The following is a 24,066-nucleotide window of genomic DNA, read 5'->3' as shown; positions in this document are numbered from 1 at the left end:
CTCTCCAAGCCGGCTGCTTCCCAACGGTGCCCGTGATCCCCTGCGGGAGGCATGGCCAGGCTTTCCATTGCTTCAATGTGGCTGGAGCGGGCGAGATATGTTCGCCCGTAGCAACAGATTAGGAGCATGGGCGCGGAAGGGGTAGCCCTTCCAAAATCGGCCAACCCTGGCCGCTTGAGCAGACTGGGGCCATAGACACTGCCAACGGAAGCGAGCCCCGCGTACCGTGATGGTGGACGAAGTGAGGTACTCGAGAACCGCTGCTGAACCGATACGGAGAGGTAACACGCAATGAGACTGACGTTGATGGAGTTCCTGACCTTGGACGGTGTGTCGCAGGGTCCCGGCTCCCCGGATGAAGACACCAGCGACGGCTTCACCCAGGGAGGGTGGTTCGTCCCGCACCTGGATGAGGAGTTCGTGCAACAGGCTGTGGACTGGCTGGGCGGGGCGGACGCATTGCTGTTCGGCCGCCGCACCTACGACAACTTTTCGCGTGACTGGCCGCAGATGACGGACCCCGACGATCCGTTCTCCGAAAAGATGAACGGCCTGCCGAAGTACGTGGCTTCCCATAGCTTGAAGCAGGCGTCTTGGACACCGACGACCATCCTCTCCGGGGACGTCGCGGCGCAGGTCGCCGACTTGAAGCGGCAGCCCGGAAGGGAGCTGCAGATCCACGGGAGTGCCAGGCTGGCGCAGTCCCTGTTAGCCGCCGGGCTGATTGACGAGGTGAGGCTGGTGATCGCCCCGGTGGTGGTGGGGAACGGGCGGCGGCTGTTCCCGGTGGGAGGCGTCCCGGCGGGCCTGCGCCTGGTCAGCAGCAGGACGACGCCGGGCGGACTCGCCATTCTTGTCTATGAGTCGGCAGGGCTTCCGGAATACGGGACGTACGGGGCCGGCGCTTAATTCCGGGCAGCCGGCGTGTCAGCTGCCTGCTTCCGGCCGGCCCATTCGTCGCGGAGCATGGCGTAGACAACTTCCGTGGCCCAGGCGCCCTTGTAACGCCACTTGTCCACGTGCTTGCCTTCGAGGCGCATGCCCAGCCGCTCGCAGATCGAGGCCGACGCCGTGTTCAGCGCGTCCAGTTTGGCGTCGATCCGGTGGAAGTCCAGGCCCTCGAAACCCAGCTTCAGCATCGCCTCCGCAGCTTCGGTGGCGTAGCCCTTGCCGCGCGCCCCCGGGGCAAGGCTCCAGCCGACTTCCGCCTGGCCGAAGCCCGGCAGCCATTTCAGCACCACTTCGCCGATCAAGCCTGGCGAGTCCGCGGCCTCGATGGCCAGCGCCACCCAGTCGCCCTCCTTTTTGAAGACAAAGTTGGCGTAGTTGCCCACGCGTTCCATGCACTGCGTGTAGCTCTTGGCTTCGCCCGGCAGGAACCGTGCGGTTGCGGGCAGCGAGTGGTAGGCGTAGAAGGCGTCGAGGTCGGCGGCCTCGAAGCGGCGCAGGACCAGGCGGTCGGTGCGGATGGGCAGTCTGATGTCCGGCATGGTTTGAGCGTACCCTCCGCGGCTTCAGCACTGGCGGCTGCAACACTGGCCGCTTCAGCACTGACGGCGTCAGCACACTGGGGGTGTCCAATAGACACTGCCACCGGATCTGCGGCCTGCGTAGCGTGGTGGATGTGGACAGAAAAAACGAAATCCGCGAGTTCCTGATCTCGCGTCGTGCGAAGATCAGCCCGGAGCAGGCCGGTATCCCCAGCTACGGGGAGCTGCGCCGGGTGCCGGGCCTTCGCCGCGAGGAAGTGGCACAGCTTGCCGGGGTGAGCACGGACTACTACACGCGGCTGGAACGCGGCAGCATCCGGGGCGTCTCCGACTCGGTGCTTGAGGCCGTGGCCTCCGCCCTCCAACTGGACGACGCCGAGCGGACCCACCTGATGGATCTGGCCCGGACGGCCAACGCCCCCTTACGCGGGGCACGGCGCCAGGCCTCCCGCCGGCCCGCGCAGCAGCGGGTCCGTCCCGGGGTGCTGCGTCTCCTGGACGGAATGACCGGAGTGGTGGCCATCGTGCAGAACGGGCGTTCTGACGTGCTGGCCGCCAACCTCCTGGGCCGCGCGCTGTACTCGGAGGTCTTCGACTCCGCCGTGGCCTCCGGTCCGGACACGCCCGGCCGGCTGCCGAACCAGGCCCGCTACCTTTTCCTCGACCCGCGCGCAGCAGACCTGTACCCCGACTGGCGGGCGATCGCGGCCACCACGGTGGCGATGCTGCGGCTGGAAACGGGGCGGAATCCCCATGACCGGGCGCTGAACGAGCTGGTCGGGGAACTGACCACCCGCTGCGGCCTGTTCGCCGGATTGTGGGCGGGACACGACGTGCGGATCCACACCACCGGGTCCAAACGGTTCCACCACCCGGTGGCCGGGGACCTGTCCCTGCAGTTCGAAACCCTGCACCTCCCCGGCGACGAAGGACAGACCCTGTTCACCTTCACCGCGGAGCCCGGCTCCGCGTCCGAAAACGCGCTGGCATTCCTCGCCAGCTGGGCGGCATCACCCGCCGAATCAACCATCACGACCCACCCAACCACCAAGACCGAAACAACCAGCAGGAAAGACAGCACCTCACAATGACTGAACAGAACACCCTCGCCCAGGACACACTTGCCCAGACCAACACCCTCGCCGGGGACGCCGTCACCGGGAAGAAGGTCTGGTTCATCACCGGAGCCGGCCGCGGTATGGGCACCGACATTGCGAAGGCCGCACTGGCCGCCGGCCATGCCGTGGTGGCCACCGGCCGCAACCCGGAAAAGGTCGCCCAGGCCCTGGGCGACAACGAGAACCTGCTGGCCGTAAGGCTCGACGTCACCGACCCCGCCGACGCCGCCGCCGCCATCCAGACCGCCGTCGACCGGTTCGGCCGGATCGACGTCCTCGTGAACAACGCCGGTAACTTCTACGCCGGGTTCTTCGAGGAAATCAGCCCCGAGGACTTCCGGGCGCAGATCGAAACCACCATGTTCGGGCCCATCAACGTCACCCGTGCGGCCCTGCCGGTGATGCGGGCCCAGCGCTCAGGTCTGGTGGTCACCATCTCCTCGACGGCCGGCATCGCGGGCGGAGAGTTCCTGTCCGCCTACGCCGCGTCGAAGTTCGGCGTGGAGGGCTGGGCGGAGTCCCTGGCCCTGGAGGTCGCCCCGTTCGGCATCCGCAGCATGATCGTGGAGCCGGGGTTCTTCCGCACCGAGCTGCTCACCCCGGAATCCACCCGGTACGCCGAAACCACAATCGATGACTACGCCGAGCGCACCGAACAGACCGTGGCCGCATGGCGCAGCATGGACGGGCAGCAGGGCGGCGACCCGGCCAAGCTCGCCGCCGCCCTCATCAACCTGGCGGAACTGGACGAGCCACCGCTGCGCTTCGCCGCGGGAGCTGACGCCGTCGGCGTGTTCGAGGAGCGGGCCAAGGCCCTCCAGGACCAGGCCGGCGCGCACCGCGAACTCTCCAGCAACCTCGCCCACGTGTGACTAGTGAGGGAGCGTCCCGGTAAATGCGACCAGAAGTGAGGGAGCGTCGGGGTTAGGGGGCAACCGATGAATGCACGACGACGGCGGTCGCCTCTGCGATGGCGCGCTCCTCGTCGGTGGGGACCACCAGGACTGGGATGAGCGACGCGGCGGTGGAAATCACCCGCGGTTCCTTGGACCGCTCACTGTTCAGCCCGGCGTCGAGCTCTATGCCCAGCGCCCCCAGCTTGTCCCCCACCAGTGTGCGGAACTGGTGCGAATTTTCGCCGATGCCGGCGGTGAACACCAGCGCTTTCGCCCCGCCCACGGCCACGTGGTACCCGCCGATGTACTTGGCCAGCCGGTAGGACGCGACGGCGAGCGCAGTGGCAGCGCGGGCATCGCCGGCTTCGGCGGCCTCCACTACGGAGCGCATGTCGTTGTTGCCGGCCAGGCCCTTGAGCCCGGATTCGCGGTTGAGCAGCGAGTCGAGGTCCTCCGTGGACCAGCCGGCCCGGCCCAGGAACACAAGGATGGACGGGTCGAGGTCGCCGGAGCGGGTGCCCATCACCAGGCCCTCCAGCGGGGTGAACCCCATGGAGGTGTCCACGGACTTCCCGCCCCGGATGGCCGTGACGGAGGCGCCGTTCCCCAGGTGGGCGAGGACGCCGTCGAACTCTTCCACCGGGAGGTCCAGCAGCGCCGCTGCCTGGTGCGAGACGTACTCGTGCGAGGTGCCGTGGAAGCCGTAGCGGCGGATTCCGTGGTTGGTGTAGAGCGAGTCCGGCACCGCGTAGCGCCACGCGTGCTCGGGCAGGGTGCGGTGGAAGGCTGTGTCAAACACGGCAACCTGCGGCATGTCCGGCCATTTCTTGGCGATGGCGCGGATGCCCAGCACGTTGGCCGGGTTGTGGAGCGGAGCCAGCGGGTTGAGCCGCTCGATGGCGCGGGTGATCTCGTTGTCGATCAGCACGGGCTCACCGAAGCGCTCCCCGCCGTGCACCACCCGGTGGCCCACGGCGTCCAGTTTCCGGTCGCCCAGCACCTCGTGGATGGCGGCGTCCACCTGCTCCAGTGCCTCGGCGTGGTCGCGCGGGCCCTCGATTTCGCCGTCGCCTTCACCGCCGTTGCCCATGCCGATCTTTTCGATCAGCCCCTCGGTCAGGACGCTGTGGGATGCCACGTCGCGCACCTGGTACTTGAGCGAGGACGAACCGGAGTTGATGACGAGGACGAGCACTGGGCCTCCTAAGCCGTAGCTGCTGCGGTGGTCGGTGGAAGTTCGATCGTAGCGCCATTGCATCGGGCGCGGCGGGCGCTTAGAGTCGGCGGACCAGCTGGACTATGCACGGAGGGCTTTTCCATGAGTGACAGCACCACCCAGCCGACCGGCGGGGAGCCGGACGCCACCGCACCGGAGAGCGCCGGACCTGCGGGCACCGCGCCGGAGTCCGGGTCCAAGGCGAAGGACCCCACCGGCGTCGAGGGCGCGAACCCGGCCCTGGACGACACAGGCAACCTCAAAGCCGCCGAGGTGGGCGAGTCCCCCGAGCCGCCCGAAAACGTGGAGGACCTGGACCTCACGCCCGAAGACAGCTAGCTACGCGTGCGCTAGCTACGCGTGCGCGGCGGCGGGTGCCGGTTCGGCGGCCGGTTCCACGGACTGCGCCTGCACGGCCGTGATGGCCACCGTGTTCACGATGTCCTCCACCGTGCAGCCGCGGGAGAGGTCGTTCACCGGCTTGCGGAGCCCCTGCAGGACAGGCCCGACGGCGACCGCCCCCGAGGACTGCTGCACCGCCTTGTACGTGTTGTTGCCGGTGTTCAGGTCCGGGAAGATGAACACGGTGGCCTGCCCGGCGACGGACGAGCCCGGCATCTTGGACTGCGCGATCGCGGCATCCACGGCGGCGTCGTACTGGATGGGGCCTTCGACGGCGAGGTCCGGGCGGCGCGCCTTCACCGCTTCGGTGGCCTGCCGGACTTTGTCCACCGCCTCGCCGGTGCCGGATCCGCCGGTGGAGTAGGACAGCATGGCCACCCGCGGGTCCACGCCGAACTGCGTGGCGGTCTCGGCCGAGGCCAGCGCGATGTCCGCCAGCTGCTCGGCGTTCGGGTCCGGGTTGACCGCGCAGTCGCCGTACACCAGCACCCGGTCCGGCATCAGCATCAGGAACACCGAGGAAACGATCTTCACGCCGTCGCGGGTCTTCACGAACTCCAGCGCCGGGCGGATGGTGTGGGCGGTGGTGTGCGCAGCACCGGACACCATGCCGTCCACCACGCCCAGCTGGACCATCATGGTGCCGAAGTAGCTGCCGTCCAGCATGACCTCCAGCGCCCGGGCCAGGTCCACGCCCTTGTGCGCACGCAGCTCCGCGTACTTCTCGGCAAACTGCTGGCGCAGCTCGGACGTGGCGGGATCCACAATTTTCATGCCGGACAGGTCGATGCCCTGCGTGGACGCAAGCTCGCGGACGTCCGACTCGTTGCCCAGGATGGTGAGGTCGCAGACGTCCCGCCGGTGCAGGATTTCCGCCGCACGCAGGATCCGCACGTCGTTCCCCTCGGGCAGCACGATGTGCCGGCGCTGCAGCCGGGCCCGTTCGATCAGGTCGTGCAGGAAACGGAGCGGCGTCATCCGCTCCAGCCGCGGCAGGTGCAGGCGCTCCACCAGCTCGGCCTCGTCCACGCGCTTTGCCCACAGCCCGACGGCGGAGGCCACCTTGCGCCGGTGCCCGGACCAGATTTCGCTGCGGACCTCTGACACGCGCTTGGCCGTGGTGTAGGTATCGTCCGGGCTGGCGAATACGGGGAACGGCGCCTGCGCCAGCAGCGAGTAAATGTTGGGGTCCGGGGCCAGGCCGCCGGTGAGGATCAGCGCTGACGGCACCGGGAACTCCGGCGAGAACGACGACGCCAGGCACGCGACCATCACGTCCGCGCGGTCGCCCGGGACGATCACCAGCGCACCGTCGTCGAGCACGTGCAGGAAGTTGGCCACGCTCATGGCCGCCACCTTGATGGAGTGCACGTCGCGTTCCATGTCCTGCCGGCCGGCGACCTGGCGGATCCCCAGGGCGGTGGCCACCTCGCCGGTGGTGGGGCGGGCGATGTCCTCCAGCTCCGGGAAGACGTACACGGGCCGGCCGGACGCGCCGGGCTTCACGGCCGCGACGATCCCGTCCACGTCCTCCGGATCGGCACGGTTCACCATGATGGCCAGCAGGCTGCAGCGTTCCGCCGCCAGTTCCTTGCGGGCAACCTCGACGGCGTCGGCCGCCTCCGCCACGGTGCGCCCCTTCGCGCCCACCACCGCAACGATGGACGCGGCCAGGTTGTTGGCGAGCCGGGCGTTGAGGTCGAATTCGACGGCGGCATCCTGGCCGGTGAGGTCGGTCCCCTCCACAATCACCACGTCGCAGTGGCGGGACATGTCGGCGAAGATCTCCACGCAGCGGGCGTCGATCTCCGCCCGGTTTCCCTCCGCCAGCAGCGAGCGGACCTCGGCGAACGTCAGGCCGCCTCGGCAGCGGTCGTCGTCGAGGTCGAACCGGGATTTCATCAGGGCCACCATGGGGTCCGAGGCGGCGTCGGTGCCGTGGACCACGGGTTTGAAGAAGCCGATGCGGTCCGCGTGCCGGTGCAGCGTGTCCGCAAGCCCCAGCGCTATCAGCGACTTACCGGATCCCGGTGTGGTCGCGCTGACGTAAATCCCCTTGGCCATGATCCGCCCTTAGGTAGTGACGTGGTGATGCTCCGTCCCTCCATACTTCCACGGTCAGGACCGCTGGACATCCCTGCTGTGGGGTGCGGGCTGGGTCGGCAGTTGGACCGGTGTGCCGGGCTGGCCTTCGACGGGATACTCCTGAACGGGTCCGACGGCGAGTTCCCGGATATGTTCGGTGGCGGCCCAGCTGGCCAGCAGCCGCAGCCGTTCATCCGACGGCGATCCCGGCACGGCCGGGTAGACGGTCAGCCTGAAGCCGGGGTCCTCGGCCAGGTCCATCGCTTCGTACGTGAGCTCGAGTTCCCCTACCACCGGATGGTGGAACACCTTGGTTCCGGCGTAGTGGCGGCGGACGTTGTGCGCTGCCCACCGGATGCGGAACTCCTCGCTGCGCGTGGACAGTTCCCCGACGAGGTCCGCCAGGCGCTTGTCGAAGGGGTTCTGGCCGCTGTAGGTGCGCAGCAGTGCCACGTTGGTGTTGGCGGCCAGTTCCCAGTTGGGGTAGAAGTCGCGGGCCCGGGGATCAAGGAAGATGAACCGGGAGTGGTTGGCCGGCCGGGCGGGACCGCGGTACATCTCCGAGTACAGGGCGTAGCCGAGCTGGTTGGCCGCCACAATGTCCATGTGCTGGTTGCCGATGAAGGCAGGCGCCGCCGTGATGGCGTCCAGCATGAACTGGAGGGGCGGGCGCACGGTCCCGCTCTGGAGGGGACGCTGCTTGGTCCGGCCGGACGCACTGGAGGCCCTGGCAAGGTTGTAGAGGTGGTCCCGTTCCGCTTCGTCCAGTTTCAAGGCCCTGGCGACGGCGTCGAGGACACTTTCGGAGGTGCCGGCAAGGTTCCCGCGCTCAAGTTTCGTGTAATAGTCCACGCTGACCCCGGCGAGCATGGCGACCTCTTCGCGGCGCAAGCCGGGGACCCGGCGTCGTCCGCCAAAAAGCGTGAGTCCGGCCATTTCCGGAGAGATCTTAGCGCGCCTTGAGGCGAGGAACTCCCTCACCGCCATCCTGTTATCCACCCGTTCACGCTACACCGGGGCAGGGGGTCCCAGGGAGGTACTGCCAGAACCCGGATAGGGAGAGCCGTGGCTAGGAATGGCGCGGCCGGGTTGAATGGGAAATCAACCCCCTCACCACTGGAACGGAGCCAGCATGACCGCCACCGGCGCCCCTGCCCACGCCACTGCACCCGGACCTGCTCCCGCGCCAAAACAGGCCGTCGGCCGGCCGCTGGCGGTGGTGCTCGGGCTGCTGACAATCTTCGGTCCGATTTCCATGGACCTCTACCTGCCGGTCCTTCCCGCCCTCACCGCCGAGCTCCGCAGCACAACGTCCGTGGCGCAGCTGACCATCACCGCCTGCCTGCTCGGCCTAGCCATCGGGCAGGTGGTCGCCGGACCCCTGTCGGACCGCTTCGGCCGCCGGAAGCCGCTGATCATCGGCGTGATCGCCTACACGGTCACCTCGGTGCTGTGCGCGCTCAGCCCCACGGTCGAAACCCTCATCCTCGCCCGGTTCGTGCAGGGCCTCGCCGGGGCTGTGGGCATTGTCATCGCGCAGGCCGCCGGCCGGGACGTCTACTCGGGCGGGAAGCTGATCCGCTACTACGGCCGCCTCACCGTCCTGGGCGGACTGGCTGCCATCATCGGCCCCGTGATCGGCGGCCAGCTCGCGGCCGTCACGGACTGGCGCGGAGTGTTCCTGTTCCTCGCCGCAGTGGGTGTGGCCATCCTCGTCGCGTCCCTGGTGGTTTTCCGGGAGACCCTCCCGCAGGACCGGCGCATCACGGGAGGCCTCTCCCACACCCTCAACGACTTCCGCCGGCTCCTGGCGGACCGGATGTTCGTGGGCGCCGTCCTGATCACGGGCTTCACCTACGCCGCGATTTTCGCCTACCTGAGCGGGGCAACGTACATCCTCCAGGGCATGTACGGGCTCTCCCCGCAGGGCTACTCGTTCGCCTTCGGACTGAACTCCCTGGGCTTCGTGATCTTCGGGTTCATCTCCGGCCGGCTGGCTGAGCACTGGTCCGAACGGGGAACCCTCGCCCTGGGCCTGGCCATGGCCCTCGCCGGCGCCCTGGGGCTGCTGGCCACGGCGCTCCTGCACCTGCCCCTGATCGCCATCATCCTGTCCCTGTTCACCATGGTCAGCGGCGTGGCCGTGACCAGCCCGCCGGCCACCTCGCTGGCGCTCAAGGAATATCCCGACATCGCCGGCACGGCATCCTCGCTCCTGGGCCTGGCCCGGTTCTCCTTCGGCGGCCTGGCGGCACCCCTGGTGGGCATCTGCGGTGCCAACGATCCCGTGCCCTTCGGCATCGTCGCGGCTGCCGCCGCAGCAGCGGCCGCACTCTGCCTGGGACTGGTCCGCCGGCGTCGAGACCTCGGATAGCGGCGCGGTTCGGTCCGCGGCAGCGGTTCGGTCAGCGGCGCTGGCGGGTCTGGCTGAGCTGCTGGATGAAGTGCCCCAGCGCGGTAGCCTCCGCGGGGCTGTCAGCAAGTGCCACGAGGCCGGAGGCCACGCCGGCGAGTTTGATGTTGCTGGTGTTGCTGTAGGTGGTCAGCAGTTTGAAGGCCTCATCCGATCCGATGCCGAGCCGGCCCATGAGGATGCCCTCGGCTTTCGCGATGGTGCTCCGGGTGGCCATCGCGCCGCGGACGGCTTCGCGTGCGGCCAGTTCCGTCTCCCGTTGGATTGTTGACGTCAGGTCCAGCATGACTCCCGAGATGGTCGACAGCTTGCCGGTCCCGTCCAGCACCGCCTCCCCCGCCGTCAGCACTTTTCGCTCGCGGGACGTGGCATCGATGAGGCGGTGGTACATGGCCACATGACCGCCATGTGCGAACAGTTCGTTGCTGACCTCCTGGATCCGCGGCAGGTCATCCGGATGCTTGTGCGCCATCGTCAGCTCCATCGTTGGAACGACGTCACCCCGGCGGTAGCCGTGGATGCTGTAAAGCTCATCAGACCACGTCATAACCCGGGATCTGGCATCAAAAACAAACGTCCCGGCCAACAAGTTTGACGCCCCCAAAGCACTTGAGTACGTGCGCGCCTGCCCCAAAATTCCGCTCATGGCATCCCCTGTCATGGGTCGGCTTCCCCCGCCTCCGATCGTACGCCGATCACGGCTGATTCCTATGGCTCAGGCCGGGCCAGCGGATAACTGATAATCCCATTCCAGTTCGGGACCAGCGGGGCTATGCTCAGCAGACGCATGATCAGGAGGCTCCGTGAACCCGCTCAAATTCCTGGCAGCCCTGCCGCAGCCAGTGAAGACCTTTTACATCCTGTTCTTCATCGTCTTTGTTGTCACCTTCGTGTCCGTTCCCCTGGGGGCCAGGGAAGTCACCCGCTGGGCGTCCGGCGCCCTCGGCCTCGTGGCCATCCTCCTTGGGCTGAGCATGCTGACGAACCTGAACGGATCCGCTACCGCCATGTCGAAGTACATGAAGGAGTCCAAGCCGATGGGCGTGGACTACTCCGGATCATTCTTGGCCAGTCCCGCCTATGCCCGGTTCTTCGGCGGATTCTTCGCCTTTGTGGGCGGGATGTTTGTGTTCACGTCCTTGAACAGTTCCGAGATGTGGGGCAGTTAGCGGGACCGGGAAGCACCCACAAGCACCCTCTCCCTGCGGCCGGAAACAGCAGCGGCTCTTGACAGCATGCCCCAAAATGGGATTACCTAATGAACATTCGGTAAATAAAGCTGGAGGCAATGACGCATGGCTGAAGCAACACTCTCCGGGGCCACCCACCCCATCCTTGAAAACGACTATGCCTCTGAATGGATGGGCATCGAAGTCCTCAAACTGGACGACGGTCACGCCACCATCCGCATGACCCTCCGGCAGGAAATGCTCAACGGCTTCGGCATGGCCCACGGCGGAATGATCTTCGCCTTCGGCGATACCGCCTTTGCCTTGGCCTGCAACCCGGCAAGCACGCCGGCCGGCACAGCGGGAGCCGACGGCGACACGATCACCGTGGCGTCCGGCGTCGACATCAACTTCCTCAAGCCGGCCTTCACCGGCCAGGTGATCACCGCCGTCGCCAACCGACGCGCGCATGCCGGCCGCAGCGGACTTTACGACGTGCAGATCTACGCCGCGGACCCCCACACGGCCATAGGCACCAACACAGGTACCGCCGCCGGCACCGCAGCCGACAGCGCCAACCATGAAACACCGGGCGAGCTCATCGCCGAGTTCCGCGGCCGCAGCCGCACCATCTCCAAGAAATAGAAACAGGGACCCCCAGATGACCCTCCACGCCACAGAACCAGCAGCTGCCGCCGACGCCGTGCTGGACCGCGAAGAAACGATATCCCGCGACGAGCTGGAGGCATTGCAGCTGAGCCGCCTCCAGCACACGGTCGCCTACGCCTACGACCGCGTTCCGCTGTACAAGCGCAAGTTCGACGAGGCCGGCGTCCACCCCACGGACCTCCGCGAGCTGGCCGACCTTGGCAAGTTCCCCTTCACCACCAAGGAAGACCTCCGGCTGGAGTACCCCTTCGGCATGTTCGCCGTGCCGCAGCACGAGGTGGCCCGCATCCACGCCAGCTCCGGCACCACCGGCCGCGCCACCGTGGTGGGCTACACCAAGAAGGACCTCGCCGACTGGGCCAAGCTGGTGGCACGTTCCCTCCGCGCTTCCGGCGTCCGCCCGGGCATGAAGGTCCACAACGCCTACGGCTACGGCCTGTTCACCGGCGGCATGGGCGCCCACGCCGGCGCCGAGGCCCTGGGCTGCACGGTCATCCCGATCTCGGGCGGCCAGACCGAACGCCAGATCACCCTCATCCAGGACTTCAAGCCGGACGCGATCCTGGCCACCCCCACCTACCTGCTGACCATCGCCGACGCGATGATGAAGCAGGGCATCGACCCGGCCTCCACGTCCCTCAAGTACGCCGTGCTGGGTGCCGAGCCGTGGACCGAGGAAATGCGCCACGAGCTCGAAACCACCATGAACATCAAGGCCTGCGACATCTACGGCCTGTCCGAGGTCATGGGCCCCGGGGTGGCCGGCGAAGCCGTGGAGACCCAGGACGGCAGCCACATCTGGGAGGACCACTTCCGCCCCGAGATCATCGACGCGTTCGACCCCACGAAGGTCCTGGGCGACGGCGAACACGGCGAACTGGTGTTCACCTCGCTCACCAAGGAAGCGCTGCCCATCATCCGGTACCGCACCAAGGACCTCACGCGGCTGCTGCCCGGCACGGCCCGCCCCGCGCACCGCCGCATGGGCCGCATCACCGGCCGCAGCGACGACATGATCATCCTTCGCGGCGTGAACCTGTTCCCCTCGCAGATCGAGGAAATCGCGCTGCGCATCCCCGAGCTCAGCCCGCACTTCCAGCTGGAACTCACCCGGCCCGAGGGCCAGCGGATGGACCAGCTCACGGTGAAGATCGAACGCCGGGAATCCGTCTCGGCAGAGGTCGTGGCCTCGGCCGCCAAGGTCCTGCAGCAGCAGATCAAGATCCACGTCGGCTCATCCTGCACCGTCAACGTCGTCGAGCCCGGCTCACTGGAGCGCTCAAACGGCAAGCTCCGCCGGACCTACGACATGCGTCCGAAGGCATAGCGCGAACGTACACTTGCGGCCCGGCCCGGTTGGGCGCCGCCCAACCGGGCCGGGCAAACGCCTACCGGGCCAGTTCCTGGAGGTAGTCCCACTGCATCTGGCCTAATTCGGTGAGGTTCGTGGGCTGGGTGAGTGAATCCACCCAATCCAACGGGCCTCCTCGGACGAGGTTGTGGTTGTCGCCGCCTTGGGCATGCCATGAGAAGAGCCCCACCCTGCGCTCGGTCGCAGCCTGGAACGCCGCAATGGCACCGGCGCGGATTCCTGCACCCCGATCCACGGCTTCCCATTGCTCCGGGAACCCAGTCTCACCGATGATGATCGGCAATCCTTGCCCCTGCACATCAGCGAGGAACTGGCCGAGCTGTTCAGCTGTGTCCCAGCGGTCATAAACATGTACGGAAAAGACGGTGTTGCCGAACTCGGCCTTCAATTGCGTGCCCCACCTGAGGAATGCTGACTGGTCATTACCGCCGCCCGCGCGCTCCTGGCCGAAGTGGGCGCCGTCGTAGACAATCACATTCTGGGCGCCGGTGGCCCTGATCGCTTGCGACATGGCCACATGGTTGGAGTACCAGGTGTCATCAGGCGGCAGCATCCAGCCGTTCTCGCCGGGTTCGTTCTGGAGGTTGAACCAGACATATGGATTGTCCTTGTATTTCGCCGCTTTGTCCGCCCACCACCCCTTCAATTCGTTCAGCTCAGCTGCTGTGGGATATGAGCCCGCCCTGAGAGTGAACTGTGCCAGCATCACCACAATCTTCTTGGCCGTGTACTCGTTGATGATGGCATCGAAGTCCGAGCTCGATCCGAAGTTGTAGTGCGGGTAGTCATTCGTTCCGCGGTCCAAGGCGACGTCGAGCCTGATGGTGTTCATCTTCCACACGTCCTGGACCGTCGACGACTTACCGATGGGGTTGGGCTCCCAGACGAAGTGGGGACCGTTAAAATTGGACCCCCGCGGGATGAAGGCATTGCCGTCGGGGTCGGTGATTTGGCTCCCGTTGGTGGTGAAGTTGAGACTTGCTGCTGCTGAGGATGACGGTCCTTGTTCGATGCCGATCAGACCGCAGACAGTGATGAGGATGGCAAAAAGGATGGTGGCGGCGCGCCCGCGCTTGAGTGTCATGGGGTTTCCTTGGGTGTTCTCGACATTCCCGGATCCGATTGCATGCCGCCCGCACAGGCAGCCACATTAGCCCGGCCCACCCAGCCCCGTGCTCCGCGTTCTTGGCCCCCTTATGAGACGAGGTTTTAGAGAGTTTTAGCACCAGCCCCCGGGGAGCGCAATAGGCTGAGTACTACGTCAGGAGCGGAAGAGTCCGCAATTGCCCATGTCGGCACGTCTGGCCGCAACGTTGGCATTCCGGTGCCACATGCGGACAGTCACCCACATGGGGAAGGTCCCCGGCTGCTGCAGCCGGGGACCGTCCTTTTACGGGAGGCATTCAGTGCACTACTGCCAATGCGCGACAGCGCTGTGACGTGCCGATGGCTAACCGCCAGCCGGGCAGCCCAACGTACCTGATCCCGTCCCGATCCTTGAAACATTTGAGTCAGAACCGGTCCCCGCGCCGATAGTTCCTCTACAAGCTTTCTAGCACCGGGGCACCGCGCAGGCAAGGCATTTCTGGTCCGTGACACTGATTGCGCCTAATAACCGAACGTTCATGAGAAAATAGCCGGTATGTCCACAACTGATGCACCCACCAAGCGCGGCCGCCCGGGATACGACCAGCAGTCGGTGCTGCAGATCGCCGTCGAGGTCTTCAACCGCCACGGCTACGACGCCACGTCAATGGGCATCCTTGCCGAAAACCTTGGCATTTCCAAGTCGGCCATCTACCACCACGTACCGTCCAAGGGCGACCTCCTCAAGCTCGCCCTGGAGCAGGCACTGGGCGGCCTCGAGGCCATCCTGGAGCAGCCGCAGGCCCAGTCCGGGACGGCCGAGGCCCGGCTCGAGTTCGTACTCCGCGAAACCATTTCCGTGCTGGTGGAACGCCTTCCGTTCGTCACCCTGCTGCTGCGCCTGCGCGGCAACACGGACATCGAGCGCGACGCCATGGAACGCCGCCGCACCTTCGACCACAAGGTGGCGGCCCTGATCTCCGCCGCCCGCGATGAGGGTTCCCTCCGCGAGGACATCGATCCCCGCACGGTCACGCGACTCCTGTTCGGCACCATCAACTCGATCGTCGAATGGTACAAGCCGGGCGGCTCGCTGTCCCCGGAAAAGCTGGCCGACGACGTCATCACAATGGCTTTCAAAGGGCTCAACGCGGCACGCTAAGTCCGTTCTCCCCCATCTACGCCGATGGGCCCTCCGGGGCACTCATTGACGGCGGCATGTGTGGCGCCCACCCTGTAGTCATGGCCACGAAATTATCCGAAGTCCTCTTCGGCACGTTCCCGCATTTGCGGTACCAACCCACGCCCAAACGCGTCCGTGCCATGGTGGGCGGGAACACCGTCGTCGACACCTTGTATGCGCTCCTGGTGTGGGAACCCAAGCGCGTGACCCCCATCTACGCCGTCCCCGAAGTGGACCTTCAAGCCGAACTCGCGCCCCCGTCGCAGCAGCCGGGCCAGATCGCGGAGCACGGTTTCAGGCTCAGCGCGGACGGACCGCACGCCTTGGATCCGCGCACGGGCTTCGGGCGGCACACAGCGGACGGTGAGGAGTTCGACGTCGTGACTTCCGGGACGAGGCTGCCCCGCGCGGCCTTCCGGCCGGCCGACCCCGACCTCGCCGGACATGTGGTGCTGGATTTCAACGCCTTCGATTGGCTGGAAGACGACGAAGAGATCATCGGGCACCCCCGTGACCCGTTCCACCGCGTGGACATCCGGGCGTCGTCCCTCACCGTTGAGGTGAGGCTCGACGACGTCACGCTGGCCACCACGAACGCCGCCCAGCTGCTGTACGAGACCATGCTGCCGGTGCGCTACTACATCCCGCCCGCGGACGTCAGGCTGGACATCATGGAGCCCAGCCCCAAGAAGACGGTCTGTCCATACAAGGGCACGGCGAGCTACTGGACGTACCCGAACTCGGAAACCGGGCGGAACATCGCGTGGATGTACGACCAGCGGTTCCGCGACGCCGCCCAGATCCACGGGCTGGTGAGCTTCTTTAACGAACGGGTGGACGTCACGGTGGACGGCGTCAGGCAGGAGCGGCCGGTCACGCCGTGGTCCGCGACGCCGCCGGATTCGCCGTGAACACAGAGCACCCTTAACCGGGCGCCGACACAGAACAGCGCCCCGGCAAGCCGGAGCGCTGTTCCTCGGCACGTAAACCCTGGGCCGGGGGTTAGAGCTGGTAATCCGCCACCGTGTTGATGTTCTCGTGCACGCAGAGGATGTTGTGCTCTGAATCCATGAACCATGCGCACTTTTCGGAATCCGTTGTACAAATGTGGTTCTCGGTCTTGAGATCCGGCAGGTCGTAATCCTGGAACGCGACGCCCCTGGCTTCCATTTCCCTGACCGTGCGTTCAATCTCGCTGACTTCGAAACTCAGGGTGGTGTGCTCTGAATGCTTGCCATCCCTGACAGGCATCAGCTGCAGCATCGGGCCGCCCTCCGAGCCAAACAATTCGCTTCCGTCATCTGCCACGCCCCGGTGCGGGAGCCCCAAAGTGTCCGCATAGAAATGCCGGGCACGCTCTACATCATCGACGGGCAGGACTGTTGTGGCTTTGTTGAGTACTAGGGTCATTTCGCCACCTCCTACGCAGAAAATTCTACGCCGGAGCAGGTCAGAAAGAACCGGCCCAACCCTCTCTCACTTCCCGCCGAAAAACCCCCAACGCCCTCTCACTTCCCGCCGGAAAACCCCCAACCCTCTCTCACTTCCGGTCGTATTAACACCCCGAAATCAATTCCATTTGTAATTGAGAATGATTCTCATATACCCTCAAAGCATGAATGTGACAGTGGTAAGTTCCTTGGACGCTTTCAGCCGGCAACAGGCGTGCGCCGCCCTGGCTGCGGAGACGCCGGGTGCCGTGCTCGTCTTCCATGACCTGCTCGAAGACGGGCTCGTGGTCCGGAGAATCTTCAGAGACGGCAAGCGACTCGAGCGTTCGGAATCCAGGCTCGAACACGCCTGCCTCAGCTGCACCGTCCGGCTGGATGTGGTGCCGACGGTACGCCGGCTGTCGACACCGGCTACGCCCGTTATTCTGGGCCTGCCTCCCGCAGTGACGTCCATGACGGCGGTGCACGCACTCCTGAGGGGCCTCGGCGCGTCAGTCACAATCGATGCAGTGGTCCTGGCATGCGCTCCCGATGCGGTGGAGGACCAGCTCTGGGACCGTCACACAGTGTTCGAGTCCGGCTTTACCCCCGTTCCGGATGATGACCGCACTCCGGGAGAATTCCTCATTGGAGAACTCGCCTTCAGCGACACAGTCCTACTGGCCGATCCAGCCCTGGTGCCGGTCGATCAGGCGATGCGTGGCCGCGGAGTCCAGCTCATCAAAGAGGTGGCTCCCCACATTGCAGTGGCTGACCACGCGGGCGACGTACGGCCCGGGCGGCACAACCTTGCTGAGGCAACAGCCCGGACGGCAGCAGGCTCGGTGCGGATCCCGGCCGAATCCTCCTCGCCGTTCATCACTGTGGTGCAGCGGATTGCTCGGCCCCTTCACCCGGAGCGTTTCCGGCTGGCCCTGACAGCCCTGGCTGAGGGATCCTGCTGGCTGCGCGGACGGCTCTGGGTGGCCTCGGCGCCGGAGTGCAGGATTGCCATCCAGGGAATAGGCCCCCGCGTATGGCTGGAAAACACCGGTCCCTGGCAGACCGACCGGGACTCCCTGCCCTTCGCTATTGCGACGAGCCCCGACGCCGCGCTGGATTGGCATCCCGAGTTCGGCGACCGCGGGACAGTCCTGGCCGTCACTGGCGACGACATCGACCCCGCTGAAATCGCTGCCCTGCTGACGGCCTGCGAGCTGTCCGAGGCGGAAATGAACGACGACGCGGGGCTTTTCCCCGATCCATTTGGCCTTAACCACCGCACCGAATCAACACCAAGGAGCACATCATGAAGGTACGAAACTCCCTGCGGGCACTAAAGAAGATCCCTGGAGCCCAGATCGTCCGCCGCCGGGGCCGCACTTTCGTCATCAACAAGAAGAACCCCCGTATGAAGGCCCGCCAAGGCTGACCTTTTACCCGACACCACAACGCTCCCCCACCGGCATTGAACTGGTCCACATGGTGAGGGAGCATTGCGGTAAAGCCCGCCAAAAGTGAGAGAGCGTCCGGGGGTTGCTTTGTGTCCGGGCTACTTCTCGACGAGGGTGAGGACGTCGTAGGTGGCCACGATTTCGTCGTTCTGGTTGGTGAGGACGGCGTCCCAGGCCACCTCGCCGTACTCGTCGGTCTCGCGCGGGGTGATCTTCTTGGCGGTCAGGGTGACGCGGATGGAATCCCCTGCAGCCACCGGGGTGATGAAGCGCAGGTTCTCCAGGCCGTAGTTTGCCAGCACGGGGCCCGGGGCAGGCTCAACGAACAGCCCGGCGCCCCAGGCCAGCAGCAGGTACCCGTGCGCCACGATGCCCGGGAAGAACGGGTTGGCCTCCGCGGCTTCCTGGTTGGTGTGGGCGTAGAAGGTGTCGCCGGTGGAGTTGGCGAACTTGGTGATCTCCTCGAGGGTGACTTCACGGAGATCGGAGCGGACAGCGTCGCCGATGCGCAGGGTGCTCAGGTTCTTCCGGAACGGGTGCTGGCCTTCGGTTTCCAGCGTGAAGTTGCGGTCCGCGCCGGTGTGCCAGAGGCCCGTGACGGCGGTGAGCATGTTGGGCGAGCCCTGGATGGCGGTGCGCTGCATGTGGTGCATCACCGAGCGGATGCCGCCGAGCTCTTCGCCGCCACCGGCCCGGCCGGGACCGCCGTGGACCAGGTGCGGCACCGGTGACCCATGGCCCGTTGACGAACGGGCGTCCTCGCGGTTGAGCATCAAAACGCGGCCGTGGTGGGCGGCGATCCCGGTAACCAGTTCACGGGCAACCTCGGGATCGTTGGTGCACACCGAAGCCACCAGCGAGCCGCCGCCGCGGGCGGCGAGGCGCACTGCGTCGGCCAGGTCGGTGTAGCCGATCACCGAAGAAACAGGACCGAAGGCCTCCAGCGAGTGGACTTCCTCAGCTTCGGCGTCCGCCCAGCTGAGCAGCACCGGGGACATAAAGGCACCGCCTTCGACGACGGCCACTCCCCCGTCCGCTTTGGTCACCTTGGGCGAATCGAGCGTGCCGTACGCAAGCTCGCCGCCGGCGTCGAGCATTGCCTGGACAGCTGCCCGGACGTCGGCCAGCTGCTCAAGGGACGCAAGGGCACCCATGGTGACGCCCTCGGCGCGGGGATCACCCAGCACCACGCGTTCCTCGATGCGGGCACCCACGGCGGCAACGACGTCGGACACCAGCTCCCGGGGCACGATGGTGCGGCGGATGGACGTGCACTTCTGTCCCGCCTTGACGGTCATTTCGGTGACCACGGACTTGATGAAGGCGTCGAACTCCGGCGTGCCCTTGACCGCGTCCGGGCCCAGGATGGCTGCGTTGAGCGAGTCGGTCTCCGAGGTGAAGCGGACGCCGCCCTTCACCACGTTCGGGTGCGACTTCAGCGAATTGGCGGTGGAGGCGGACCCGGTGAAGGCAACGAGGTCGCGGTAGTCGAGGTGGTCCAGGAGCGTGCGGGCCGATCCGGAGATGAGCTGCAGCGAGCCCTTGGGCAGGATGTTGGACTCCACAATGGCCTTGACCACGGCCGCAGCAACGTAGCCCGTGGGAGTTGCCGGCTTGACGATGGTGGGAACGCCGGCGATGAACGCGGGCGCAAACTTCTCCAGCATGCCCCACACCGGGAAGTTGAAGGCGTTGATCTGGACGGCGACGCCCGGGATGCGGGTGAAGATGTGCTCACCGGCGAAGGATCCGTCCCTGGACAGCACCTCCATGGGGCCGTCCACCACCACCTGCGAGTTGGGCAGCTCGCGGCGGCCCTTGGAGCTGAAGGTGAACAGCACGCCGATGCCGCCGTCGATGTCCACCATGGAGTCGATCTTGGTGGCGCCGGTCTGGGCGGACAGCTCGTAGAAGTGCTCGCGGCGGGCGTTCAGGTACTGGGCCAGTTCCTTGAGCTTCAGGGCGCGCTGGTGGAACGTCAGCGTGCCGAGTTCCGTCTGGCCGGTGGTGCGTCCGTAATCCACGACGTCGGCAAGGTCCAGTCCCTCGGTGCTCACCTTGGCGAGGAGCTCGCCGGTGCTGGCGTCCAGGACGGGAACGGCGGAAGCCGCGGCGGCGGCGTCGGGCGTCCACCAGGAGTCCCGGACGAAACTGGGGACGGTCTCCACAGTGTCCAGTGAGGATTTCGGAGCAGTTGCAGTGGTGGTCATCGTTGACGGGTCCTTCCAGCGGGGGCAAGATCATCACGGCCAGTGCATTACTGACCGTCCGTTCGGTAATATGTCTACAGTACATGAATGTGCCGTGCTGCACACTAGCCTGTTGCACACTGGGAAGACCCTACGAAAGAGAAGTGGCCCATGCAGCCCGAAACCGGCAGCGCCGAACTGTGGAAAATCACGCTCGGCGAACTCGACGAGAAGATGGGCGTGAAAATCGTCGAGGAATCCGTGGAGCGCGTCGTTGCCACAATGCCCGTCGAGGGCAACCGGCAGTCGTTCGGGCTGCTGCACGGCGGCGCCTCACTGGCCGTGGGCGAGGCCGTGGGGTCCTGGGCCGCCGTGATTCACGCCAGCACCCTGGGCAAGACCGCCGTAGGGGTGGACGTGTCCGCCACGCACCACAAATCAGCGCGCGAAGGCCAGATCACCATCACGGCCACGCCCATCCACCTGGGCGGAACGCTCACCACGCACGAGGTCCTGCTCACCAACGAGGCCGGCCAGCGCCTGTGCACCCTCCGGATCACCAACCTGCTGATGGACCGGAAAGGCCGCGCGGAAAAAACTTCATGACTTTGCATCCAAAGAGGGGCTCCCGCCGGTAGTAAGGGCGTAAGCACAAACACAGCCCGTACCGGGCGTCCCTCTGAGGAGTTTGAAATGCGCAAAACAACCTACGCCGCCGGAGCACTGTCGCTCCTGGCAGCACTGACCTTCGCGACCCCCGCCCAGGCCGGCGGCTGGAACCACGACGATGCCCCCGCGAAGCTCTCGGTCCTGCACGGCGTGCCCGGCCTGACCGTGGACGTGTGGGTGGACGGGAACCTCACCCTGGACGACTTCACTCCGGGAACCCTCGCGGGCCCGCTGGAGCTCGCGGCCGGCGATTACGAAATCGCCGTCACCGCCTCGGACGCCACCAGCGCCGACAACCCGGTGATCGGGCCGGTGGACGTTGAACTGGACAGCGGCGGCAACTACACCGCGGTGGCCCACCTCGATGCTGACGGCGCCCCCACGGCCACGCTGTTCACCAACGACACGAAGGCTCCCCGCAACGACAACAAAGGCAAACTGACGGTGAGGCACGTAGCCGCGGCTCCCGCCGTCGACGTCCTGGCCGGCGGAACGGCAGTGATCGAGGAACTCAGCAATCCCGACGAGGCAACCCTGAAGCTCGAGGCCGGGACCGTTTCCGCGTCGGTTGCCGCGGCCGGGACCACCGATCCGGTGATCGGGCCGGCTGACGTGACCGTCGAGGCCGGCAAGAACACGATCGTCTACGCCTGGGGCAGCCTGGCCGACGGCACCCTGGACGTGGCCGTCCAGGTGATCGACTCCGAGGACCGTGGCTGCGGCCGCGACTGACGCGGCCCCCGGGAACGACGTGCACGGGGACGACGTGCGCAGGAACGACGTGCACCATCACTAATATCCATCACCGGTGGGGCCGCCTGGACGGGCGGCCCCACCGGCGTGCTTTAGAGCGCTCCGCCCGCCGCTTCCGGCGTGCCGGAGTCGTGGCCTCCACCGCCGTGCCCGCCGCCGTGCCCGTGCTGGCCGCCGCCCCCGCCATGCCCGCCGCCGTGTCCGCCGCCGGCGTCGCCCACCCGCTCACGGGCCAGGAACATCTCGACGTCGAACAGGTTGTCCGCCCGGCGGGCCACGTTCAGGAGCGTGGACATGGATGCGACCTCTTCCACCTGTTCCTTGAGGAACCAGAGCATGAACTGTTCGCCCAGGGGGTCGTTTTCGGCCCGGGCCGCAGCGAAGAGTTCCTTGATGCGGTCCGTGACTTCAATTTCCTGGGCCAGGGCAAGGACCAGGGGTTCCTCGGCCGAGGTGAAATCGTTCCGGACCGGTTCGACCCCCGGAATCGAAATTTTGATGCCGCGGTCCAGGATGTACCGGACCATCATCATCGCGTGGTTCCGTTCCTCGAGCGACTGCCGGTAGAAGTGCTTGGCAAGCCTGGGCAGGTCCTGCCCGTCAAACCAGGCCGCGATGGCGATGTACTGCTGGGATGCCGCGAACTCGTTGCCCACCTGTTTGGCGAGCAGGTCGTTGAATGTTGTGGTGCTCATGGGGCTCTCCTGGAATCGGGGTTCAGGGCTGAGGACCTGCGGCACGGAGGCTCTGCTGGGCCCGGGATTGCCGGAGGGCCTTCTTTGAGCTTGCTCCGCTGCCGCTGCGATGGTCAAGACCCTGCGCGTTGGCGGGACCTCAGGCGGGACCTCAGGCGGAGCTCCTGGCGCAGCTCCGGGCCGGGCCGCTGCCCGGCTCTCTGGCGGACCGTCAGCGGGCACGGCATAATGTGGTTCCACAGGTCTCACTGCCGCTCGAAGGAGCCATCCATGACGCCTGCCGGCCCGCATGATTGGGACGCTGCTCTCGATCATGCGTTCGCGTCCGGCCAGGAAGCGGCCCTCGCCGAGGCCTACCGGCGGCTGAGTCCGCTGGTGTTCACCCTGGCGCTGAGGTCGCTGGGGGAACGCTCAGCGGCCGACGACGTCACGCAGGAAGTCTTTATTCGCGCCTGGAAATCGCGCACCAGTTACCGGCCGGAAGCCGCCCGCCTGCCCGCCTGGCTGGTGGGGATCACGCGCAACGCGATTTCCGATGCACTGTCCGCGCGGATGCGCCGGCAGGAACTGGAACACGCTGCCGGACAGTTCGTCGGTGATGACCGGGTGGCCGGCCCGCCCGCAGCTGACGTGGAAGCCGTGGCCGACCGCATAACCTTGGAGGAAGAGCTGGACCGGTTGGGCGATCCACAGAAGGCGATCATGAAGCTGGCGTTCTACGAGGACCTCACGCACGATCAGATTTCGTCGCGCCTGCAACTGCCCCTCGGCACGGTCAAGAGCCACATCCGGCGCAGCCTCACCCGGATGCGGACCCGGCTGGAGGTGGGCCATGAAGCATCTTGACGATGAGCAGCTGAGCCTGATGGCCCTGGGCGAACCTGCCCTGACACCCGCCGAGGCCGACCACCTGGCGTTCTGCGGTGTATGTTCCGGCACCCTCGCGGCCCTGGAACGCACGGTCCGTGCCGCCACGGTGGATCCCGCGGCAGTGGAACTCGCCACGCCCGGTCCGCGCAACTGGGCAGCCATCCATCAGGCACTGGGGCTCTCCCCCGATCAGGCGGAGGACCCGCTGAGCCGCCAGACCACCGCGGACAGCACCGCCGCGGACAGCACGACGACGGCGGCCGGCTCGGCGACGCCGGTCACCCCTCCGACGCCGCTCCGTCCGCGAGTAGAGGGCACGGCGGCAGGTTCGGGAGCGGCAGGTTCGGGAGCGGCAGGTTCCGCAGGAGCTGTAGGTTCCACAGGATCCCGGTCCCCCAGGACCCCCAGGACCGGCGCGGGTGCCCGGCGCTGGGTGGCGATGGCAGCCGCCGCAGGGATCGTGGTGGGCGCGGCCGCGGTGTGGGCGGGCTACAACGTGCTCGGCCAGGGCCCGCAGGCGGGTCCCTCACCCTCGCCCACGGCGCCCCAGCCCGTGGTTATCGCCCAGGCTCCGCTGCAGCCGCTGGCGTCCTACACCTCGACCGGCAAGGCCCTGGTGGAAAAGCTTCCGGACGGCTCGCGCCAGCTGGTGGTCCAGCTGTCCGACGGACAAATCAGCGGGTTCCGGGAGGTCTGGGTGATTTCGCCGGACCTGTCCAAGCTCGTCAGTCTCGGCGTACTGGACGGCGAGCCCGGCGTTTTCGCCCTCCCCGCGGGACTCGACCTGGCGGACTACCCCATCGTGGATGTATCCAACGAGCCGTTCGACGGCAACCCGGCGCATTCTTCGGACAGCATCGCCCGGGGTGAGCTGACCGCGGAAAACTGAGCCGCCCGCCGTCGTGCG

The 24,066-nt window shown here is 66.5% G+C and carries 25 protein-coding genes; 16 read left to right on the top strand and 9 right to left on the bottom strand.

Going from position 1 to position 24,066, the window contains the following annotated elements; translation table 11 throughout:
* Positions 1-291 precede the first annotated feature (291 nt).
* A complete protein-coding gene (locus BS38_RS0106380; protein ID WP_028270043.1) occupies positions 292-909 on the top strand; it encodes a dihydrofolate reductase family protein in 618 nt (205 codons plus the stop codon).
* Here BS38_RS0106380 and BS38_RS0106375 read toward each other — a convergent pair.
* Entirely contained in the window at positions 906-1,490 is a 585-nt protein-coding gene (locus BS38_RS0106375) for a GNAT family N-acetyltransferase (protein WP_028270042.1), read from the bottom strand. The genes BS38_RS0106380 and BS38_RS0106375 overlap by 4 nt on opposite strands.
* 134 nt (positions 1,491-1,624) lie before the next feature.
* On the opposite strand from BS38_RS0106375, the gene BS38_RS24555 reads away from it, so the two are divergent.
* Positions 1,625-2,581, top strand: a complete 957-nt coding sequence (locus tag BS38_RS24555; RefSeq protein WP_051628762.1) for a helix-turn-helix transcriptional regulator — start codon at positions 1,625-1,627, stop codon at positions 2,579-2,581.
* Positions 2,578-3,480: an SDR family oxidoreductase gene (locus BS38_RS0106365; protein ID WP_081818831.1), complete on the top strand. Its 903-nt coding sequence runs from the start codon at positions 2,578-2,580 to the stop codon at positions 3,478-3,480. Before BS38_RS24555 ends, BS38_RS0106365 begins: the two co-directional genes overlap by 4 nt.
* A gap of 52 nt (positions 3,481-3,532) precedes the next feature.
* Here BS38_RS0106365 and BS38_RS0106360 read toward each other — a convergent pair whose 3' ends face one another.
* A complete protein-coding gene (locus BS38_RS0106360) occupies positions 3,533-4,699 on the bottom strand; it encodes an acetate kinase (RefSeq protein WP_028270040.1) in 1,167 nt (388 codons plus the stop codon).
* A 123-nt stretch (positions 4,700-4,822) separates the two neighbouring features.
* Here BS38_RS0106360 and BS38_RS24550 point away from each other — a divergent pair, with 123 nt between their 5' ends.
* Entirely contained in the window at positions 4,823-5,059 is a 237-nt protein-coding gene (locus tag BS38_RS24550; RefSeq protein WP_051628755.1) for a hypothetical protein, read from the top strand.
* Between the two features lie 15 nt (positions 5,060-5,074).
* Here the strand turns inward: BS38_RS24550 and pta are convergent, their stop codons facing one another.
* Positions 5,075-7,186: a phosphate acetyltransferase gene (gene pta, locus BS38_RS0106350; protein WP_028270039.1), complete on the bottom strand. Its 2,112-nt coding sequence runs from the start codon at positions 7,184-7,186 to the stop codon at positions 5,075-5,077.
* 54 nt (positions 7,187-7,240) lie between these two features.
* Entirely contained in the window at positions 7,241-8,206 is a 966-nt protein-coding gene (locus BS38_RS24545; RefSeq protein WP_231511108.1) for a helix-turn-helix transcriptional regulator, read from the bottom strand.
* 133 nt (positions 8,207-8,339) lie between these two features.
* Here BS38_RS24545 and BS38_RS0106340 point away from each other — a divergent pair, with 133 nt between their 5' ends.
* Positions 8,340-9,581 carry a multidrug effflux MFS transporter gene (locus BS38_RS0106340; protein WP_028270038.1) on the top strand — a complete coding sequence of 414 codons (1,242 nt, stop codon included), beginning with the start codon at positions 8,340-8,342 and terminating at the stop codon, positions 9,579-9,581.
* A gap of 31 nt (positions 9,582-9,612) precedes the next feature.
* Here the strand turns inward: BS38_RS0106340 and BS38_RS24540 are convergent, their stop codons facing one another.
* The gene (locus BS38_RS24540) at positions 9,613-10,266 is read right to left on the bottom strand and encodes a PAS and ANTAR domain-containing protein (protein WP_043437855.1); all 654 of its coding nucleotides are present in this window, start codon (positions 10,264-10,266) and stop codon (positions 9,613-9,615) included.
* A 157-nt stretch (positions 10,267-10,423) separates the two neighbouring features.
* Here BS38_RS24540 and BS38_RS0106330 point away from each other — a divergent pair, with 157 nt between their 5' ends.
* The 3 genes from BS38_RS0106330 to paaK all read left to right on the top strand — a co-directional run bounded on the left by BS38_RS0106330 (position 10,424) and on the right by paaK (position 12,785).
* Entirely contained in the window at positions 10,424-10,789 is a 366-nt protein-coding gene (locus BS38_RS0106330; RefSeq protein ID WP_028270037.1) for a hypothetical protein, read from the top strand.
* Positions 10,790-10,915: 126 nt separating this feature from the next.
* Positions 10,916-11,434: a hotdog fold thioesterase gene (locus BS38_RS0106325; protein WP_028270036.1), complete on the top strand. Its 519-nt coding sequence runs from the start codon at positions 10,916-10,918 to the stop codon at positions 11,432-11,434.
* Between the two features lie 16 nt (positions 11,435-11,450).
* On the top strand, positions 11,451-12,785 hold the full coding sequence (paaK, locus tag BS38_RS0106320) for a phenylacetate--CoA ligase PaaK (RefSeq protein ID WP_028270035.1): 1,335 nt from the start codon (positions 11,451-11,453) through the stop codon (positions 12,783-12,785).
* A gap of 61 nt (positions 12,786-12,846) precedes the next feature.
* On the opposite strand, the gene BS38_RS0106315 is transcribed toward paaK, so the two are convergent.
* Positions 12,847-13,914 (bottom strand): cellulase family glycosylhydrolase, encoded by a 1,068-nt coding sequence (locus BS38_RS0106315; protein ID WP_028270034.1) that lies wholly within the window; start codon positions 13,912-13,914, stop codon positions 12,847-12,849.
* A gap of 558 nt (positions 13,915-14,472) precedes the next feature.
* Between BS38_RS0106315 and BS38_RS0106310 the strand changes: the two genes are divergently transcribed.
* Together BS38_RS0106310 and BS38_RS0106305 are read left to right on the top strand one after the other, a co-directional pair.
* Complete coding sequence (locus BS38_RS0106310; protein WP_028270033.1) at positions 14,473-15,078, top strand: TetR/AcrR family transcriptional regulator; 606 nt, start codon at positions 14,473-14,475, stop codon at positions 15,076-15,078.
* Between the two features lie 80 nt (positions 15,079-15,158).
* Positions 15,159-16,010 carry a DUF427 domain-containing protein gene (locus BS38_RS0106305; protein ID WP_028270032.1) on the top strand — a complete coding sequence of 284 codons (852 nt, stop codon included), beginning with the start codon at positions 15,159-15,161 and terminating at the stop codon, positions 16,008-16,010.
* 91 nt (positions 16,011-16,101) lie between these two features.
* On the opposite strand, the gene BS38_RS0106300 is transcribed toward BS38_RS0106305, so the two are convergent.
* Positions 16,102-16,509 (bottom strand): VOC family protein, encoded by a 408-nt coding sequence (locus BS38_RS0106300; protein ID WP_028270031.1) that lies wholly within the window; start codon positions 16,507-16,509, stop codon positions 16,102-16,104.
* 205 nt (positions 16,510-16,714) lie between these two features.
* Between BS38_RS0106300 and BS38_RS0106295 the strand changes: the two genes are divergently transcribed.
* A complete protein-coding gene (locus BS38_RS0106295; RefSeq protein ID WP_043437853.1) occupies positions 16,715-17,842 on the top strand; it encodes a GTP-binding protein in 1,128 nt (375 codons plus the stop codon).
* Entirely contained in the window at positions 17,839-17,961 is a 123-nt protein-coding gene (ykgO, locus tag BS38_RS0106290) for a type B 50S ribosomal protein L36 (RefSeq protein ID WP_011693081.1), read from the top strand. Before BS38_RS0106295 ends, ykgO begins: the two co-directional genes overlap by 4 nt.
* 120 nt (positions 17,962-18,081) lie before the next feature.
* On the opposite strand, the gene paaZ is transcribed toward ykgO, so the two are convergent.
* Positions 18,082-20,193: a phenylacetic acid degradation bifunctional protein PaaZ gene (paaZ, locus tag BS38_RS0106285; protein WP_028270029.1), complete on the bottom strand. Its 2,112-nt coding sequence runs from the start codon at positions 20,191-20,193 to the stop codon at positions 18,082-18,084.
* A gap of 150 nt (positions 20,194-20,343) precedes the next feature.
* On the opposite strand from paaZ, the gene BS38_RS0106280 reads away from it, so the two are divergent.
* Together BS38_RS0106280 and BS38_RS0106275 are read left to right on the top strand one after the other, a co-directional pair.
* Positions 20,344-20,778: a PaaI family thioesterase gene (locus tag BS38_RS0106280; RefSeq protein WP_028270028.1), complete on the top strand. Its 435-nt coding sequence runs from the start codon at positions 20,344-20,346 to the stop codon at positions 20,776-20,778.
* 87 nt (positions 20,779-20,865) lie between these two features.
* On the top strand, positions 20,866-21,573 hold the full coding sequence (locus BS38_RS0106275) for a DUF4397 domain-containing protein (protein ID WP_028270027.1): 708 nt from the start codon (positions 20,866-20,868) through the stop codon (positions 21,571-21,573).
* A 113-nt stretch (positions 21,574-21,686) separates the two neighbouring features.
* On the opposite strand, the gene BS38_RS24535 is transcribed toward BS38_RS0106275, so the two are convergent.
* The gene (locus tag BS38_RS24535; protein ID WP_043437851.1) at positions 21,687-22,289 is read right to left on the bottom strand and encodes a ferritin; all 603 of its coding nucleotides are present in this window, start codon (positions 22,287-22,289) and stop codon (positions 21,687-21,689) included.
* Positions 22,290-22,559: 270 nt separating this feature from the next.
* Here BS38_RS24535 and BS38_RS0106265 point away from each other — a divergent pair, with 270 nt between their 5' ends.
* Complete coding sequence (locus tag BS38_RS0106265; RefSeq protein WP_028270026.1) at positions 22,560-23,135, top strand: RNA polymerase sigma factor; 576 nt, start codon at positions 22,560-22,562, stop codon at positions 23,133-23,135.
* On the top strand, positions 23,122-24,048 hold the full coding sequence (locus BS38_RS0106260; protein WP_028270025.1) for an anti-sigma factor: 927 nt from the start codon (positions 23,122-23,124) through the stop codon (positions 24,046-24,048). The genes BS38_RS0106265 and BS38_RS0106260 overlap by 14 nt, the downstream gene beginning before the upstream one ends.
* Positions 24,049-24,066 lie beyond the last annotated feature (18 nt).

It is taken from the genome of Arthrobacter sp. UNC362MFTsu5.1 (assembly GCF_000685965.1).
GTDB lineage: Bacteria > Actinomycetota > Actinomycetes > Actinomycetales > Micrococcaceae > Arthrobacter.
The sequence above is the reverse complement of the archived record's forward strand: the minus strand, read 5'-3'. Positions and strand labels throughout refer to the sequence as shown.